Origin of the sequence: Halomonas sp. A020, from assembly GCF_027943625.1 — a bacterium.
Taxonomy (GTDB): domain Bacteria; phylum Pseudomonadota; class Gammaproteobacteria; order Pseudomonadales; family Halomonadaceae; genus Vreelandella; species Vreelandella piezotolerans.
In genome coordinates this window covers 1,683,173-1,698,817 of the sequence record NZ_AP022850.1, presented here as the reverse complement: position 1 = coordinate 1,698,817, position 15,645 = coordinate 1,683,173, and the positions used below count along the sequence as shown (strand labels likewise).

13 protein-coding genes and 1 tRNA gene are annotated in these 15,645 nt (G+C 60.4%); 7 read left to right on the top strand and 7 right to left on the bottom strand.

What is annotated here, in order from left to right; translation table 11 throughout:
* Nucleotides 1-11: 11 nt before the first annotated feature.
* Entirely contained in the window at nt 12-698 is a 687-nt protein-coding gene (locus FRH_RS07945; protein ID WP_139528270.1) for an SOS response-associated peptidase, read from the top strand.
* Nucleotides 698-3,541, top strand: coding sequence for an insulinase family protein (locus FRH_RS07940; RefSeq protein WP_139528269.1), 2,844 nt, complete (start codon nt 698-700; stop codon nt 3,539-3,541). The genes FRH_RS07945 and FRH_RS07940 overlap by 1 nt, the downstream gene beginning before the upstream one ends.
* A gap of 17 nt (nt 3,542-3,558) precedes the next feature.
* Here FRH_RS07940 and sbcB read toward each other — a convergent pair whose 3' ends face one another.
* The 4 genes from sbcB to minC form a co-directional block, all read right to left on the bottom strand.
* Nucleotides 3,559-5,052: an exodeoxyribonuclease I gene (gene sbcB / locus FRH_RS07935; protein ID WP_281998032.1), complete on the bottom strand. Its 1,494-nt coding sequence runs from the start codon at nt 5,050-5,052 to the stop codon at nt 3,559-3,561.
* A 123-nt stretch (nt 5,053-5,175) separates the two neighbouring features.
* Nucleotides 5,176-5,427 carry a cell division topological specificity factor MinE gene (gene minE, locus FRH_RS07930; RefSeq protein WP_016915987.1) on the bottom strand — a complete coding sequence of 84 codons (252 nt, stop codon included), beginning with the start codon at nt 5,425-5,427 and terminating at the stop codon, nt 5,176-5,178.
* Complete coding sequence (gene minD, locus FRH_RS07925; RefSeq protein ID WP_139528267.1) at nt 5,424-6,242, bottom strand: septum site-determining protein MinD; 819 nt, start codon at nt 6,240-6,242, stop codon at nt 5,424-5,426. Before minD ends, minE begins: the two co-directional genes overlap by 4 nt.
* 149 nt (nt 6,243-6,391) lie before the next feature.
* A complete protein-coding gene (gene minC, locus FRH_RS07920) occupies nt 6,392-7,129 on the bottom strand; it encodes a septum site-determining protein MinC (protein ID WP_139528266.1) in 738 nt (245 codons plus the stop codon).
* A 181-nt stretch (nt 7,130-7,310) separates the two neighbouring features.
* On the opposite strand from minC, the gene FRH_RS07915 reads away from it, so the two are divergent.
* Entirely contained in the window at nt 7,311-10,118 is a 2,808-nt protein-coding gene (locus FRH_RS07915) for a DUF349 domain-containing protein (protein ID WP_139528265.1), read from the top strand.
* 100 nt (nt 10,119-10,218) lie between these two features.
* On the opposite strand, the gene phbB is transcribed toward FRH_RS07915, so the two are convergent.
* On the bottom strand, nt 10,219-10,965 hold the full coding sequence (phbB, locus tag FRH_RS07910; RefSeq protein ID WP_139528264.1) for an acetoacetyl-CoA reductase: 747 nt from the start codon (nt 10,963-10,965) through the stop codon (nt 10,219-10,221).
* A gap of 276 nt (nt 10,966-11,241) precedes the next feature.
* On the opposite strand from phbB, the gene FRH_RS07905 reads away from it, so the two are divergent.
* Both FRH_RS07905 and FRH_RS07900 read left to right on the top strand, forming a co-directional pair.
* Nucleotides 11,242-11,318: transfer RNA gene (locus FRH_RS07905), tRNA-Met, on the top strand.
* 445 nt (nt 11,319-11,763) lie between these two features.
* Nucleotides 11,764-12,708: a co-chaperone YbbN gene (locus FRH_RS07900; protein WP_153844039.1), complete on the top strand. Its 945-nt coding sequence runs from the start codon at nt 11,764-11,766 to the stop codon at nt 12,706-12,708.
* A gap of 21 nt (nt 12,709-12,729) precedes the next feature.
* On the opposite strand, the gene FRH_RS07895 is transcribed toward FRH_RS07900, so the two are convergent.
* On the bottom strand, nt 12,730-13,893 hold the full coding sequence (locus FRH_RS07895; protein ID WP_153844038.1) for a PatB family C-S lyase: 1,164 nt from the start codon (nt 13,891-13,893) through the stop codon (nt 12,730-12,732).
* A 39-nt stretch (nt 13,894-13,932) separates the two neighbouring features.
* On the opposite strand from FRH_RS07895, the gene FRH_RS07890 reads away from it, so the two are divergent.
* Nucleotides 13,933-14,364: a hypothetical protein gene (locus tag FRH_RS07890; protein ID WP_153844037.1), complete on the top strand. Its 432-nt coding sequence runs from the start codon at nt 13,933-13,935 to the stop codon at nt 14,362-14,364.
* Between the two features lies 1 nt (nt 14,365).
* On the opposite strand, the gene FRH_RS07885 is transcribed toward FRH_RS07890, so the two are convergent.
* Nucleotides 14,366-14,725: a hypothetical protein gene (locus FRH_RS07885; RefSeq protein ID WP_139528241.1), complete on the bottom strand. Its 360-nt coding sequence runs from the start codon at nt 14,723-14,725 to the stop codon at nt 14,366-14,368.
* Nucleotides 14,726-14,831: 106 nt separating this feature from the next.
* Between FRH_RS07885 and FRH_RS07880 the strand changes: the two genes are divergently transcribed.
* Nucleotides 14,832-15,638 carry a hypothetical protein gene (locus tag FRH_RS07880; protein WP_239295776.1) on the top strand — a complete coding sequence of 269 codons (807 nt, stop codon included), beginning with the start codon at nt 14,832-14,834 and terminating at the stop codon, nt 15,636-15,638.
* Nucleotides 15,639-15,645: the final 7 nt, after the last annotated feature.

The following is a 15,645-nucleotide window of genomic DNA, read 5'->3' as shown; positions in this document are numbered from 1 at the left end:
AGGAGACCGGCATGACGGGACGCCTACACGTACAGCGCCTATCCCTTGCCCGCCTTGCGCCAGACCTCAAAAGCACCGCTTTGCTCATCGAGTCTCCCAACTTAGCACCGCGCCAGCCCGTGTCCGCCCTTCGTTTAGAGCAGGGGCAGTTAACGCACACGCCGCTCTTTTGGGGGCTGACGCCGCCCTGGCTCAAGGTCCTCGACCACGCCCCGCACTGCGCCCGAGCGGAAACGCTGAGTGAGCGCCCCATGTTTCACGAAGCGTTCAACGCTCGGCGCTGCGTGATTCCGGTGAGTGGCTTTTACGTGTGGAAGCCCCAGACACGCAGCAAGCAACCGTTTCTGGTGACCCACGTGAACCGCTCCCCGCTGCTACTCGGTGCGCTCTGGTGCCGTTACCACACCACGCTGACCACCTTTACCGACTCGACGGCGCTGATTAGCGTGCCAGCCAACGCCTGCCTATCGTCGCTCACCGACCGCTTGCCGGTGATCATTCCCCCTCAGGCGCTACACCGCTGGCTAGACCCTGGCACCGACGTCGAGGCACTAACGCCCATGTTGATGCCCGCCCCACTGGAACTGTTGGGCGCTTTTCCGGTATCAAAGCATGTGAATAACCCTGCCTATCAGTCACCCTCTTGCGCACACCCTACGGGGCCCATGTTGCGCTGGTCCGTGTCACAGGAGCCGTAATGTTGCCCACTATGTCTGTTATTCCGCCTCGCCTGCTGGCAAGGCGCGCGCTTGTTGGCCTGACCATCGGCCTGCTCTTGGCGCCCGCCACTCCCCTCTGGGCAGAAGAGAGCCCGGTCGCCGAGGCCATTACCCCGACCATCAGCCCTTTCGATGACCGCGACTACCGGGTCATCACCCTCGACAATGGCTTACAGGCGCTGCTGGTCAGCGACCCCGATGCCGACAAGGCCGCCGCGTCCATGAACGTGCGGGTCGGCAGTGCTCAAGACCCGGACGACCTCCAGGGTCTGGCCCACTTCCTTGAGCATATGTTGTTTTTAGGTACCGACCCCTACCCGCAGTCGGATGCCTATCAGCGCTACATCTCGGATAACGCAGGGTCGCACAACGCCTTCACGGCTCAGCAGGACACCAACTACTTTTTCGATATCGAGCCCTCCGCGCTGCCCGGCGCGCTGGATCGCTTTAGCGAATTCTTTCTCTCGCCGCTGTTCAATGCCGACCACCTGGAGAGCGAGCGCAACATCGTCCACTCCGAGTACATGGCGCGCATCCGCGATGAGTCCCGTCGTGAAAACGATGTGCTGAATCAACTGCTCAACCCAGACAATCCCACCACCGGTTTCGCGGTGGGCAGCAGAGACACCCTGGCCAACCCGCCAGAGGGCGAAGCAACACTGCGCGAGCGGGTGATCGATTTTTACCACCGCTACTACGACGCCAACGTCATGAACTTGGCCGTGGTGGCCCCCCAGCCGCTCGACGAATTGGAAGCCCTCGTGGTGGAGCGCTTTGCCGACATTCCTGACCATGGTTTAAGCGCACCCACCGTCGACGAGCCGCTGATCGACCCCGACACCTTGCCGCGCTATATCGAACGAGAGTCGCTGCAGGATCGCCGTCAACTGCGTTTCTACTTCCCAGTTCCCGACCCCACGGACGAGTACCGCACCAAGCCGACTCAGCTCATCGCCCACTTACTAGGCGATGAGGGCGACGGTAGCCTGCTGGCCGTGCTGCGTGAGGCGGGCCTGGCCGATGGGCTCTCAGCGGGTGTGGGCCGCGGTGATGGCAATGAAGCACTATTTACCGTCTCCATTAGCCTGACGCCCACGGGTGCCGAACGCCTTGACGACATCGAAGCCACGCTGTTTGCCGCGATCGAGCAGATTCGCGCCGACGGGCTGGCCGAGTGGCGCTACGACGAGCAAAAAAGTCTCAGCGAGCAGGCGTTTCGCTTTCAACAGCACGGCGCCCCCCAGCAAGAGGCCACCCGCCTAGCCATGAGCCTTTCGCGCTACCCGGTGGAAGACGTGCAGTACGCCGCCTATCGCATGGACGGCATGGACAGCGAGCGCCAGCAGCTCTACTTGGACGCCCTAACGCCTGACAACCTGCTGCGCGTCTACTCTGCGCCGGATGTGGAGAGCGATACCGTCTCACCGTGGTTCAATACCCAGTGGAAAGAGCTGCCACCCACGACGGCCGGTCAGATCTTGAGCGGTCTCGCGCTCCCTGCCCCCAACCCTTTCATTGCCAGCGACCTAACCCTTCAAGCGGGCCAGGACGAGCAGCCGTCGACACTCATCGATACGCCGACGTTTACCGCTTGGCACATGCAGGACAGCCGCTTCAATACGCCCAGCGTCGAATGGCGGGTGAGCCTACAGCACCCCAGCGCCAGCTACTCGGCGGAAGAGGCCGTGCTGACGCGGTTACTCGCAGGCTGGCTCAACGACAGCCTCAACGAGTCGCTTTACCCCGCGTGGCTTGCCGGTCAGTCGTTTAGCGCCTACGCCCACGCGCGCGGTATGACGCTGTCGTTTTCCGGTTGGCGGGATGGCCAAACGCCGCTCATCGAGCAAGCCATCGAGCAGCTTCAGCAGGCGGATATCTCTGCTGGCGCCTTCGAGCGGGTGCGCTACCAGCTACAGCGGGAGTGGCGCAACGCGCCACGCGCGTCGTTGACCGGCCAAGCCAGCCGAGCCCTGGGTGAGGCGCTGCTCTCCCCCCAGTGGTCGACCGACGAACTGCTGGCCGCCAGCAAACGACTCGATAAGCACCACCTGGAGGATTTTCGCGAACGCTTCCTCGATGGTCTATACATCGACGCCATGGCCGTGGGGAACCTGACCGCCGACCAGGCACGAGAACAGGCCAGTCTCATTCGCGGCGCGCTGACCCCGCGCTTGACGCGGGATGACATTCCCACGCTGGCGCCACTGGAGGCGAGCGAGGAATCGACGGTGCTTCATCCACACAGCACCCGTGAAGAGTCACTGGTACTGCGCTACCTGCAGGGGCGCGATACCAGCATCGACGAGCAGGCGCGCCTCAGCGTTCTGGCCCAGTGGCTGGACACGCCCTTCTACCAGCAGTTACGCACCGAGGAGCAGCTTGGCTATATCGTCAATGCGGGCTATTCGCCGCTGCTGGAAGCACCGGGCATTGGTCTGATCGTGCAGTCGCCGGACGTGGATAGTGGCACCATTGCCGAACGGATGGACGCCTTCATGGCAGCCGCCGGGGAGCGCCTCGAGACGCTCAGCGATGAGGAGCTGGCGGCCCACCGGCAAGCGGTGCATGACCGACTGCGCCAACGGGATACCAGCCTGCAGGGCATGGCCAATCGCTATTGGCAAGCCACGGCACTCGACGAGGTACGCTTCGACCGCCGTGAGCAGATCGCAGAACGCGCCCTCGAGGTTAGTGTCGAGGAGCTGCAGGCGCTCTGGCCTGCGCTGCTCGCACACCCGCTAGACATTCGCTTCAATCCTGGGGATGCGCCCAGCGATATCGCCGCTTACCGTGAGACGCTCGCCCCCTTCGACGCTCGCTAGCCGTCACCATTGCCAGCTTAGGCATCGAATGCCTGGGCTGGCATCATGGCCTCGACGAACATCACCAGCTCTTCGAGAATCTGCCGCTCATGATCGGTGAGCGGCTGCTGATTGTAACGCTCGATGTCACGCGCAAACGCTTTGAGCGTCAATCCCGATAGCGCAGGATCGTTCATACGCATCCAGCGAAACGCCTCCCACTGCTCGCGCTCTTCACCCTCCAGGGTGTCGGGGTAGCTGCGGGCACGCAAGCGAAACAGCATCTCCTCCAGGCGCGGGTCTTGAAAAGCAAAGCGTTGGCCCACCAAGTCCCAGGGGTCCATCGCCAGCACCCGCTCCATCTGCTGACGATCCGCCGCAGAGAAAAAGCTGCCGGAGTAGAGCATCAAATCAGGGTCTTGGGGCGACTCTTCGTAGCCGCCGCTGAATACCTCGGTCACCTTCTGCGCCACGCCGCTGGCCTCGCGCAGAGTTTTCCAGTGCCCTCGACAGGCGGCGATGTCGATGCCCAAGCGCGCCACGATCGCACCGTACTCGCCCTTCTGCTCACCTTCCACGTCTTTGAGCACCGTGGCGGGAAAGACCACCGGACAGCGATTGATATGAATCACCTTGAGCGGAATGCGCGCCTCACCTTCAGAAAGGTCCTGCTGACTGACGAACACGCGTTCACGAATCTGCTCGGCACTGAGCGACAGCAAATCGCCGGGGTCGACGCTAAAATCGTACACGATCACCCCGTTGGGGTTGGTGGGATGCTCTGCCAACGGCATGACCAGGGCGCTACAGCCTCGGCTGGCCGGATAACGGCGGGAAATGTGCAATAGCGGTTTGGCGCTGGGAAGGTCGAGCTGTTTGGCCACCGCGCGCTTGCCGCGCAAACCGAGCAAATAATCGAACAGCTTGGGGTTACGCGCTTTCAGAAGTCGTGCCAAGGCGATGGTGGCGCGCACGTCGGCCACCGCGTCATGAGCCCCCTCATGGGCAATGCCGTTCGCCGCCGTCAGATGCTCTAGTTTGAAACTGGGGGCGCCATCCTCTCGCAATGGCCATTCGATACCCTCTGGGCGCAGCGCATAAAACGCCCGCACCACATCGATCAAGTCCCAGCGGGAGTTGCCGTTTTGCCACTCGCGGGCATAGGGGTCGAGCAAGTTGCGATAAAACAGATGGCGCGAGACTTCATCATCGAAACGCAGGCTATTATAGCCTGCCACGCAGGTGCCGGGCTCACTCATGGCGCTCTGCACTTGCCGCGCGAATTCCGCTTCTGGCAGCCCACGGCGCTGCGCTTTTTGAGGGGTGATACCGGTAATCAAACAAGCCGCGGGGTGAGGTAGGTAATCATCAGCGGGCTTACAATACAGTTCGATGGGCTCGCCGATTTCATTGAGGTCCGCATCGGTACGTAATGCAGCAAACTGAGCGGGCCGATCGCGGCGAGGATCGGCACCAAACGTTTCATAATCGTGCCAGAGGAAACTGGCAGGGGCGGCATTCGGTGTCGCCATGGATGCAAACTCCCTTGAGCGTGACCGCCCATCCATGCGCCGACAACCTTCGCTGGATGGGAACAAAAGCCCAAGACTAGCACACCCGCGACGCCACCCGCCGCCCCGAACGCACATTGACGCTTAGCTTTTGGGCAGCGTTACGTTCAGTTCCAGTACCGAGCAGTTATCTTCACTATCCAGTGAAATTTGAATGGCATCGTCGTCCACATGCACGTAACGACGAATCACTTCGAGCAGTTCGCGCTCAAGCAGCGGCATGTAATCAGGCTGACCACGCTGGCTACGCTGATGCGCCACGATGATTTGTAATCGTTCTTTGGCCACCGAGGCGGATTTCTTGCGCTCACGCTTCAAGAACTCCAACAGTTTCATCGACGACTACCCCCAAACATCCTGCTCAACAAGCCTTTACGCTGCATCTCATGAAAGCGCAGCGGCATCTCCTCCCCTAGTAGGCGTGACACAGTATCGGCGTACGCCTGGCCCGCATCGCTCCCGCCATCATGGGTGACGGGCACCCCTTGGTTAGAGGCTCGTAACACGGCTTCGGATTCTGGAATGAGACCCAATAGATCGATCGCCAGAATCTCGCGAATATCGTCCAGGGTCAGCATATCGCCTGAGGTGACACGGGCAGGGTTATAGCGGGTAATCAGCAAATGCTCTTTGACCGGATCGAGGCCCTGCTCGGCACGCTGAGTTTTCGAACCTAGCAACCCAAGAATGCGATCAGAGTCACGTACCGAAGAGACTTCGGGGTTAGTCACGACGATGGCTTCGTCGGCGTAGTACATTGCCAGTTGCGCGCCGCGCTCGATCCCAGCGGGGGAATCGCACAAGATGTAGTCGAAATCATCTTTCAACTGCTCCAGGACTTTCTCAACGCCTTCTTGGGTCAGCGCATCCTTATCCCGGGTCTGCGAGGCCGGTAAAATGAACAAATTCTCGACGCGCTTATCACGGATCAGCGCCTGATTCAGCCCCGCCTCGCCTTGGATCACGTTGACCAAGTCATACACCACTCGGCGCTCGCAGCCCATGATCAAATCCAGGTTGCGCAGCCCCACGTCGAAATCGATCACGACCGTCTTTTTGCCACGCAGCGCGAGCCCTGTCGAAATCGCCGCAGCGCTGGTGGTTTTACCGACCCCCCCTTTACCTGAGGTCACAACTATAATTTTGGCCAAGAGTCACTTCCTTCTTGAAGTCGTTCATTGCGAGCGCGTGGCGCTACCCGCATAACGGGAACATCACTGTCAACAAAACACACACTGTAACGGATCGCAGCCGTGGCGTCGCTAAGCACGATGCACTATCCGACACTCAGTCGTGTGGCTTATCCCAGCGGCTTAATCTCTAACTGCTCTTTGACAAAATGGACTTCGGCAGCACGTCCCAACAGTTGAGAGTCGATATCTTCCAGCCGTTTGTAATTACCCGCCACGGAGAGCAGTTCGGCTTCCAACTCGCGACAAAAAATACCCGCTTGAGTATTGCCATGAATGCCTGCCAATGCGCGGCCACGTAACGCGCCGTAAACGTGAATACTGCCTGCCGCCAACACTTCAGCGCCTGCATTGACGGCACCGATGACGATCAAGTCGCCCTCTGCAGCGCTCACCTGCTGGCCTGAGCGCACCGTGCCACGATAAAGCCGGGATGCTCCCAAACCGCTCGTTTCAGGCTCGCTGTCGGTTTCCTCGGGTTCGGCAATCGGTTCAACGCTTTCCAAGGCGCGTACGCGACCCTCTTCAACGGGTGCGAACCACCCCAGCCCTAGCGCCCACGCCGACTGTCGAATCGGCTCGGCTCCACCGCGCACCGCTACGGGCAATAGTTTGTGATCACGGCATACTGCGCAGATGCGCTCCAGGGCCAGGTGGGGCTCATCGAGTTTTTCCACGCTCAGCACAACGGGTGTATGCTGAAAGAACGCAGGAGATTGCGACAGTTTGCCAGCCAGCTGACGCCGGATACGCTCCGGGTCAGCGCTCGTCAACTCCATGACGGTCATCGGCAGCATGCCGCCCTTGAAGGTGAAGGCTACGTCGGCACTGTTGGCGTTGAGGCTCATGGCCGAACTCCATGTCATGTTCAGGTAAGATAAGGGTAGCGCAATCTCGCGCCTTGCGTGGTGACTGGCTGGAGAACTCACCGCGCTAAGGCAAAGCTAAGCGACAGCGACGAGGACTGCAACCGCCTGCTCATCGATGTCTGATTTTTTTCACGTTCCGCACCTCACAGCAGGATGATCCATGCACGGACTGTTACGACGCCTGTTCGCTCCTCGGTGGCAACACCCCGATCCCGAGGTGCGCCGCAAGGCACTTCAATCCCTCGACCCGCAGCACTCAGAGCAGCGGGAGGCCCTACTCTCTCTGGCCAGCGATAGCGACAGCGACATCCAGCTCGCGGCCCTGCTTGCGCTCGACGATATCGAAAAACTGCTGGCTGCCTATCCGCCGCATCAGGAGAACGAGTCATGGTTCAACGCGGTGTGTCAGCGGCTCACGGGTGCCGAGGGGCATAGCGACCTACAGCAGCGCCAAGCCCAGGTGGCGTTGCTGAGCGACCAACGACTGCTCAACGCGATTGCGCTGCAGGGCGACAATCTAGGCCTGCGACTCATCGCCGTTGAACAGTTGAGCAATGAAGCCGATCTAGTCCACCAAGCGTGCCACAATAGCGTAGCAGCGGTACGCCATCAGGCAGCGCAGCGTATCGATAGCGAGGAGTCGCTCAAGCGGCTATTGAAAGAGGCGCGTCGCGACCGCCAAATCATACGTTTTGCGAAGGAGCAGCTCACCCAGCGGCGTAACGACGAACAGTGGTTAGAAGAGCAACAGGAACAGCGCGAGCACCTATTGAGGCAGTTGGAGCAGCACGCCCGTGCCCCGTGGGAGCCACTTTACGGCGGCCGTTTGCGCCACTTGGAGCGCGAGTGGCAGCAGCTCAATCATCCGCCCAGCATCAGCCAAGAGCAGCGTTTCCAGCAAGCCATGCTGGGATGCCGTAAAACGCTGCACGATCACGAAACCCAGGAACAGGCGCATCAACAGCGCCTAGCCCGCCGCGCTGAAGCGGATAGTACGCGTGACCATCTGCTGGAGGGGTTAGAAGAAACCTTAGAAGGCCTCACCCAGGCCGAGGAACTGACCGCCCAGGATATCGACAGCCTGCGCGCCCAGCGTCAGCTTTTGGGTCAGCGCTGGCAGGCGCTGTCTGACCTTCATCCTCCTAACGAAGTCACGCAGCAACGTTACAGCCAAGCGCTGGCGCAGTACGAGCAGAGTATGGAAGCGTGGCAGCGCTGGCAAGCACAATGCCCTGCGGTGGAGCGCGCCCTGGCCAATAGCGATGATCAAGCGTTGTCAAAGCATGTCAACGCATGCCGCTGGCCCGAGGCCCTGACCCCACCTGCGCTTCTGGCTCAGGCGCAAAAACAGCTAGCGTCTCGGCAAGCGGCCCCCGCAAGCCCAGAGGTGTCGCACGATGCGCTTGAGGGTGAGCTCGATAACTTCGAGCACCTGCTAGAGCGCGGCGCGTTCAAGAGCGCCAGCCGCCTCCACCAACGTTTGAAGCCCACCTTCGATGCCCTCACGGACGAAGAGGCCAAGCCGCTCAAGCGTCGCTTGAAACATCTTGGCGCGCGGCTTGCCGAGCTGCGCGACTGGCGCGGTTTTGTGGCAGGTCCCAAGCGTGAGCAGCTCTGCGCCAGTATCGAAGCCTTGGCCGACGATCCTCATATGGCCGAATCGGCGCTGGACCGTCATCACCGCCAGCTCGTAAAGGAGTGGAAAGCACTGGGCGATGCGGCAGCCAATAGAGAGCAATCCGCGCGCTTTCGGGCAGCGTCTGATCGTATTCATGAGCGCTTAGCGCCCTGGCGTGACCAGCTCGACCAAGAGCGCGAGGCCAACTTGCGTGGCCGCGAGGCACTCTGTGAGCAGCTTGAAACGCTGCTGGCTCAGCCCGCCGAGGATGCAGACCCCGACGTGCTGCGGGAGATCCGTGACAAAGCACGTCACCAATGGCGCCACTACTCTCCCATCCCCCGAGAGCACTCCGAAGCCATTGGCCGCCGATTTGGTGCGATTCGTCACCGCCTTCAAGCACTGATCGACCAGCGCGCCGAGCAAATCGCAGCGCAAAAACGTTCAATGATCGAGCAGGTACAGGCGTTGCAGAACGATTCCGAGCAGCCGCTGGCAACGCGTATTGCTCACACCAAGCGGCTACAGCAGCAGTGGCGGTCACTCGGGCGGGCGCCAAAGGGTGACGAACAAGCGCTCTGGAAGACCTTTCGTAGCGCCTGTGACCAGCTTTTTGCGCAGCGCGACGCTCAAAAACAGGAGCAAGCCGCTCGGCAACAGCAAACGCTCGACCAGCTTCAGCATCTCATTGATGACATGGATAGCTGGCAACCCGCCCACGCCAATGAGGCCGAGCGGCTAGAGGCTTACCTTGCCCGTCTTCAGCAGCTAGAGCCGCTGCCCCGCAACCGCCGAAGCGACGGCATGCAGAAACGGCTTGGCGGCATCTTGCGTGCAAAACGGGAACGCTTGAGCCGCCTTGAAGTCGTCGACAAGGTGCAGCAGTGGCATGCGCTACTGCCCCTGATCAATGCACATCTGGCAGCGGACCATCGGGCACTCAGTGGTGAAGATGCTCAGACGGTGGACGCCGCTGGCGTGCTGACCGCGCCTCTGCCCACTACGTATCGCGATGCGCACCAGCGCCGTAACGAGGTCCGTTCGTCTACCACGCAGCCTCTCTCCAGCGCACAGCAGGACGACGTTGAGGAGCAGTTGGCACGCCTGCGTGTCCATCTCTCACTGCTTGCTCTCGGCAGCGTCAAGCAGCGGGACGAACCGCTAAGGCTTGCCATTCAAGTAGAGCGTTTGAATAATGGCCTGAACGCTGAACGCAGCAAAGCAGACGAACTAGAGGAGGTGCTGGTCGACCTCTTGGCCCTCGGCCCTATGCCAAAACGTCTTTGGCAGCAGGAAGTCAACGAGTTGGACAACCTACTGGGCCGTTTAGCGCGCCCACCGCAACCCTAACCGGAGCGTACCTAGTCGCTAAATAGCAAACGGGAGGCAGATCGCCTCCCGTTTTGCGTTCTCTTTCTTGTGGAAAGAGAACGTGGGGGATGTCGGGGGCTTAGCCCATGAATTGGCCACCGTTGATATCGATGTTGGCGCCTGTAATGAAGCCGGACTCTTTATCGGCCAGGAAGGTCACCAAGCGGCCAATCTCTTCGGGAGTGCCGTAGCGCTTGACCGGAATCGTTTCACGAATCGCTTCGCGCACCTGCTCCGGAATTTTCATGATCATATCGGTGGCGATATAGCCAGGCGAGACGGTGTTTACGGTAATGCCCTTGGTCGCCGTTTCTTGCGCCAACGACATGGTCAACCCGTGCATCCCCGCTTTGGCTGCGGCGTAGTTCACCTGCCCGAACTGTCCTTTGCGACCGTTGATGGAAGAGATGTTGATGATGCGACCGTAGCCGTTCTCCAACATCATCTCGATAACGCTGCGGCAGGTATTGAACACACTGTTCAAGTTGGTATCGATGACCTGATACCACTGCTCGTAGGACATTTTCTTCATGGTGCCATCGCGAGTGATACCGGCACAGTTGACCAGCACGCTGATCGGACCATGCGTTTCATGGATCTCACGGGCACCTTCGACGCAGGCATTGTGGTCGGATAAATCAACACCCGATAGCGCGATGTTGTTATAGCCGTCGGCTTTTTGCGCTTCTAACCAGGTCTTGGCCTTGTCGGGATTGTGATACCCCGCCACTACCAAATAACCCGCATCCGCCAACGAACGGCAAATTGCCGTTCCGATTCCACCAGTTCCACCAGTTACCCAGGCGACGGGGGCTTGATTGGCCATTGACTACCTCCCTGATATGACAAATGGCTTGGACTTTAAGCACTGTTATGGCGTCGCAAGCCACTTTGAATGAGCGCTTTCACGCTTCTTTCACTCACGGCATGCCGCGTGTTCTCTTGGGCGACACACCGACAGTAAGCTTTTTGTTATGCCTATTGAAAGCATAGCTTTACTCTTTCAATGTTGCAGCACGATGAAGCTGACCACCAGCAAGGAAACGTTTTATCGAAGGGGTTGACTTATTGCCATAAATACGTAGAATACGCCCCACGTTGATGCGGGGTGGAGCAGTCTGGTAGCTCGTCGGGCTCATAACCCGAAGGTCATCGGTTCAAATCCGGTCCCCGCTACCAAACATAGAAAAAGCCGATTCTTTCGAGAGTCGGCTTTTTTGTGTGCATCACGCCTAGCATTGGTGGTAGAGCGCGTCGGGCTCAGCGCTTTATCACCCCAGGAAGGTCATCGGTTCACATCCGGACCCCACTACCCAACATAGAAACAGCCGATTCTTTCGAGAGTCGGCTTTTTTGTGTGCATCACGCCTAGCATTGGTGGTAGAGCGCGTCGGGCTCAGCGCTTTATCACCCCAGGAAGGTCATCGGTTCACATCCGGACCCCGCTACCCAACATAGAAAAAGCCGATTCTTTCGAGAGTCGGCTTTTTTGTGTGCGTCACGTCTAGCATTGGTGGTAGAGCGCGTCGGACTCAGCGCTTTATTTCCTTTCATTTCCTTGAATCCCTGGGCGGGTGCCTGCATATCATGAGGTAACCTTTTTCATGCGAAGCAGAGTTTACCCATGTCGATTATCGATCCCCGTACCGGCAACCCGTTGACTGCCGATCCTGTCGCAAGCAATAGCACGCCTACTGGCGGCGAGCGCCCTAGCGTAACGCGCGAGGAGGTCATCATTGAACTCAATGCGGGCAACATTCAGCAAGTGTTGGAAGCCTCGATGCAGGTGCCGGTACTGCTGGATTGCTGGGCGCCCTGGTGCGAGCCGTGCAAAAACCTCATGCCGGTACTCGAAAAGCTGGCCATTGAGTATGGCGGCGCGTTTTTGCTGGCGACGCTGGATGTCGAGGCGAATCCAGAAATCGCAGGCCAGTTGGGTGTGCGTTCGGTACCAGACGTGAAGCTAGTGAGCCAGGGCGGCCTGGTGGATAGCTTCCAGGGTGCCCTGCCAGAGAAAGAAGTTCGTGAGTGGCTCAACCGCTACTTCCCTGCCCCCGGTGACGCCCCGCCCAGTCCCGAAGAGCAAGCAGAGGAAGCCTTGAGCGCGGGCGATGCAGCAGGCGCGCGGGAAATTTATCAAACGCTGATGGGGCAATACCCAGAGCATTACGCGTACCACATTGGTTTTGCCAAAACGCTAGTGGCGGAGGGGCGCGGCGACGAAGCGCGTAGCGTGCTGGATAACCTGCCGCCAGAGGAGCGCGATGCGGCGCCGGCCCGTGGCGTGCGCGCCAGCATCGAGTTCAGCGAACAGGCGCTCTCAGCGGAGGAGATCGCCGCGCTGGGTGATCGGACCGACAGCGAAGCGCAGTACCAGCGGGCGCTGCGTCACGTGGCCGATGGTCAGTACGATGTAGGCCTCGATGCTCTGCTGGCATTGATGAAGCAGGACCGCGCCTATAACGACGACGCGGCCCGCAAAACGCTGCTGCAGGTCTTCGATGCGCTAGGGGCTGACCATCCTCTCACGGTCACTTACCGCCGCAAGCTGTTCGCCCTGCTCTATTGATATCGCCTGACGAAGGCAACGTTACGCTTTTAGCAGCGTATCCATCCGTGATAACGCCGCTTCCAGTTGGGAAGCGGTGGTGCCGAAATTGAGCCGCACGAAGCCGGGGCAGCCAAACGCCGCCCCCTCAGAGAGCGCTACCCCTGCTTGCTGCAAGAGCGTGCGCGCCGGGGAGTCACCCAAGCCTGCCTCACGCATGTCTAGCCACGCCAAATAGGTCGACGACGGCGCACTCATCGATACGCCGGACCACGTGGCCACACGCGCCTCGAGCGTGGCACGGTGGCTACGCAACACGTCCAATAGCGCCTGACGCCAGGGCTCGCCCTCGCGATAGGCCGCCTCGGCTGCAACCAGGCCCAACACGTTGCCGTCCGGCAAAAAGCCTTTGGTAGCCTCGGCAAATCGGCGGCGTAGTGCCGGATCGGGAATGATCGCGCAGGCGCTGGTGAGCCCGGCAAGATTGAAGGTTTTCGAAGGTGCCCACAGCGTGATCGTGCGTTTGGCCAGCTCCGGAAATAGCGCCGCCAGGGGGCGGTGGCGAGCGCCTTCGTCCAGCAGCAAATCACAGTGCAGCTCGTCGGAGACCACCCATAAATCGTGGCGCTCGACCAGAGCAGCGAGCTGTTCGAGTTCCTGGAGCGTCCATACGCGCCCGGTCGGGTTATGCGGATGACACCAGAGCAGCAGCCGAGTCTGCGGGGTGATGGCCGCTTCCAGCGCCTCGATATCCAGCCGCCAAGGCTCGCCAGGGGCAGCAGGCTCCGCTAACATCGCCCGTTGCGCTAGCCGCCCGGTGCGTTCGGCCACGGCCAGAAAAGGCGGGTAGATCGGCGCGATGGTGAGCACACCCTCGCCAGGCTGCGTCAAGGCCATGGCGGCAAAGTGCAGTGCAGGCACCACGCCCGGCAGCCACTGCTGCCATTCGGGTTCAATGGACCACGCATAGTGATGAGCGCTCCATTGACACAGCGCCTCACTCAGCGTGGTGGGCACTTCGCCGTAGCCGTAAACGCCGTGAGCGACCCGTCGCTGGAGCGCGTCGATCACCGCGGGCGGCGAGTGAAAGTCCATATCGGCGACCCACAGCGGCAGCACGTCCGCCGCGTAGCGGTGCCACTTCTGCGAGGCATACTGTCCTTCGGGAGCGCGCCTTTCCACGGGCGTGGCAAAATCGAACGCCATAACAGATCTCACTTATTTCTACGGGAGTAGACACTGAGCATGCCGCAAGATGACTTTTATACCAAGATGCGCGCAGGCCTGTCGGCGCTGTTGCGGCAGTGGCGCTCGCTGGGTCAGGCAGACGCCGACCAGCTCGCGCTGATTCTGGCGGAGACCGCCCGGGTCGCCAAACTGGGCACCCCCGATGCCACGCCAAACGGGGCCACGCTGGAGCAGTGGAGCCAAGACACGCAGGGCGAGATGCCTCTCTGGGCACCGCGGACGGCCGTCTTTCTGCTCAATCAAATGCCTGCTAGGCCTACCCCGCAAAGCGACGAGGAAGCCTGCGCCTGGGCCTACTGTTGGCTGCGCAACCGCTCGTTCGAGTCACTCGACGCCGCCCGCACTGCGCTGCCTAGCCACCTCGTCGAACCGCTTGCGGAGGCACTAGAAGCCGCTTGGCGCGACCAGCAGGGGCTTAGACTGGTCTAGCCTAGCGCCGCTTGCGCACGGGCGATTTGGGCTTGAAGCCAGCAGGCTTGGTGGCCAGCCACTCCACGAAAGCACGAATATCGGCATCGCCCTTCAGCGCCTCCAGGTTGGCAAAACGATCGGCTAGCTCACGCTCGCTATACAGTCGGTGGATATGCTTATGGCAAGGGTGGCAAAGCCACACGATGGCCGTGAGTCGCTCTTCGCGTGTATGACGCTTTTGATAACGCGGCTTGTTGTGCAGCGTGCGCGGAATGAGATGATGTTTGGTCAAGGCCGATGCACGCTGGCACAGCTCACAGCCATCGGGTTTGGGCGGCGGGGAGAGCGCATGGGCGCCTGAATCTGATGAATGGGTCACGGCAACGAGCCTCCCAGACAAATAATGTCACGGTGGTACATACCCACTGCGCCGATCACGCTAGCGCTATGTTCACATCGATATAATAACGAAAGGAAAACGCCGCATGGTAGACGTTCCACTCACTTGGCAACTGGCCAAGTTTGGCCTCTCCGTCAGCATGGTGCTGGGGTTGGGCACCATCGCCGTACGGGCTAGCCCTCGCATTGCTGGGCTACTATCGGGCTATCCGCTCGGTACGGCCCTGGCGCTGTTTTTTATCGGCTTGGAGATATCGCCCACCTTTGCCACTCAAAGCGCCGTGCATACCTTAGCAGGGTTTACCGCCACCATGGCGCTGGGCGCGGGTTATCTCGTCGCAGGCCGCCAGACCGGCCTCAAAGGGGTGATGGGCGGTCTGCTAGGAGGCTTTGCGGCTTGGCTTGCGGTGAGTACGCTGCTCGCCCAATTCAGCTTCACACGCCTTACCGGCACGCTGGTCACACTGTGCGCCATTGGCGTCTTCAGCTGGCTGTTTCGCGCCATACCGGATGTGAAGAGTAGCGCTAGACGCGCCTTTTCGTGGCCCGCTTTGGCGGCACGGGCTGGGCTAGCGACGCTCATCGTGTTTGCCATTACGCGCACTGCCCACTGGCTGCCGCCCGAATGGGCCGGCACGCTGGCGGCGTTTCCGGTAACGATGCTGCCGTTTTTACTGATCCTTCACGTGGGGCACGGCCACGCGCCCGTGGCGACGGTCATCAAGCACTATCCCGCCGGCCTTGGCTCGCTGCTGAGCTACACCCTATGCGTTTCGTATACTTACAGCTCGCTAGGGCTTTTTTGGGGAACGCTGGCGGGGTTTCTCGCCGCCACGCTATGGCTGCTTGGCTGGATGCAGTTGACGGCTTGGTATCAGCGCCGCAACACTTGACCAAGCG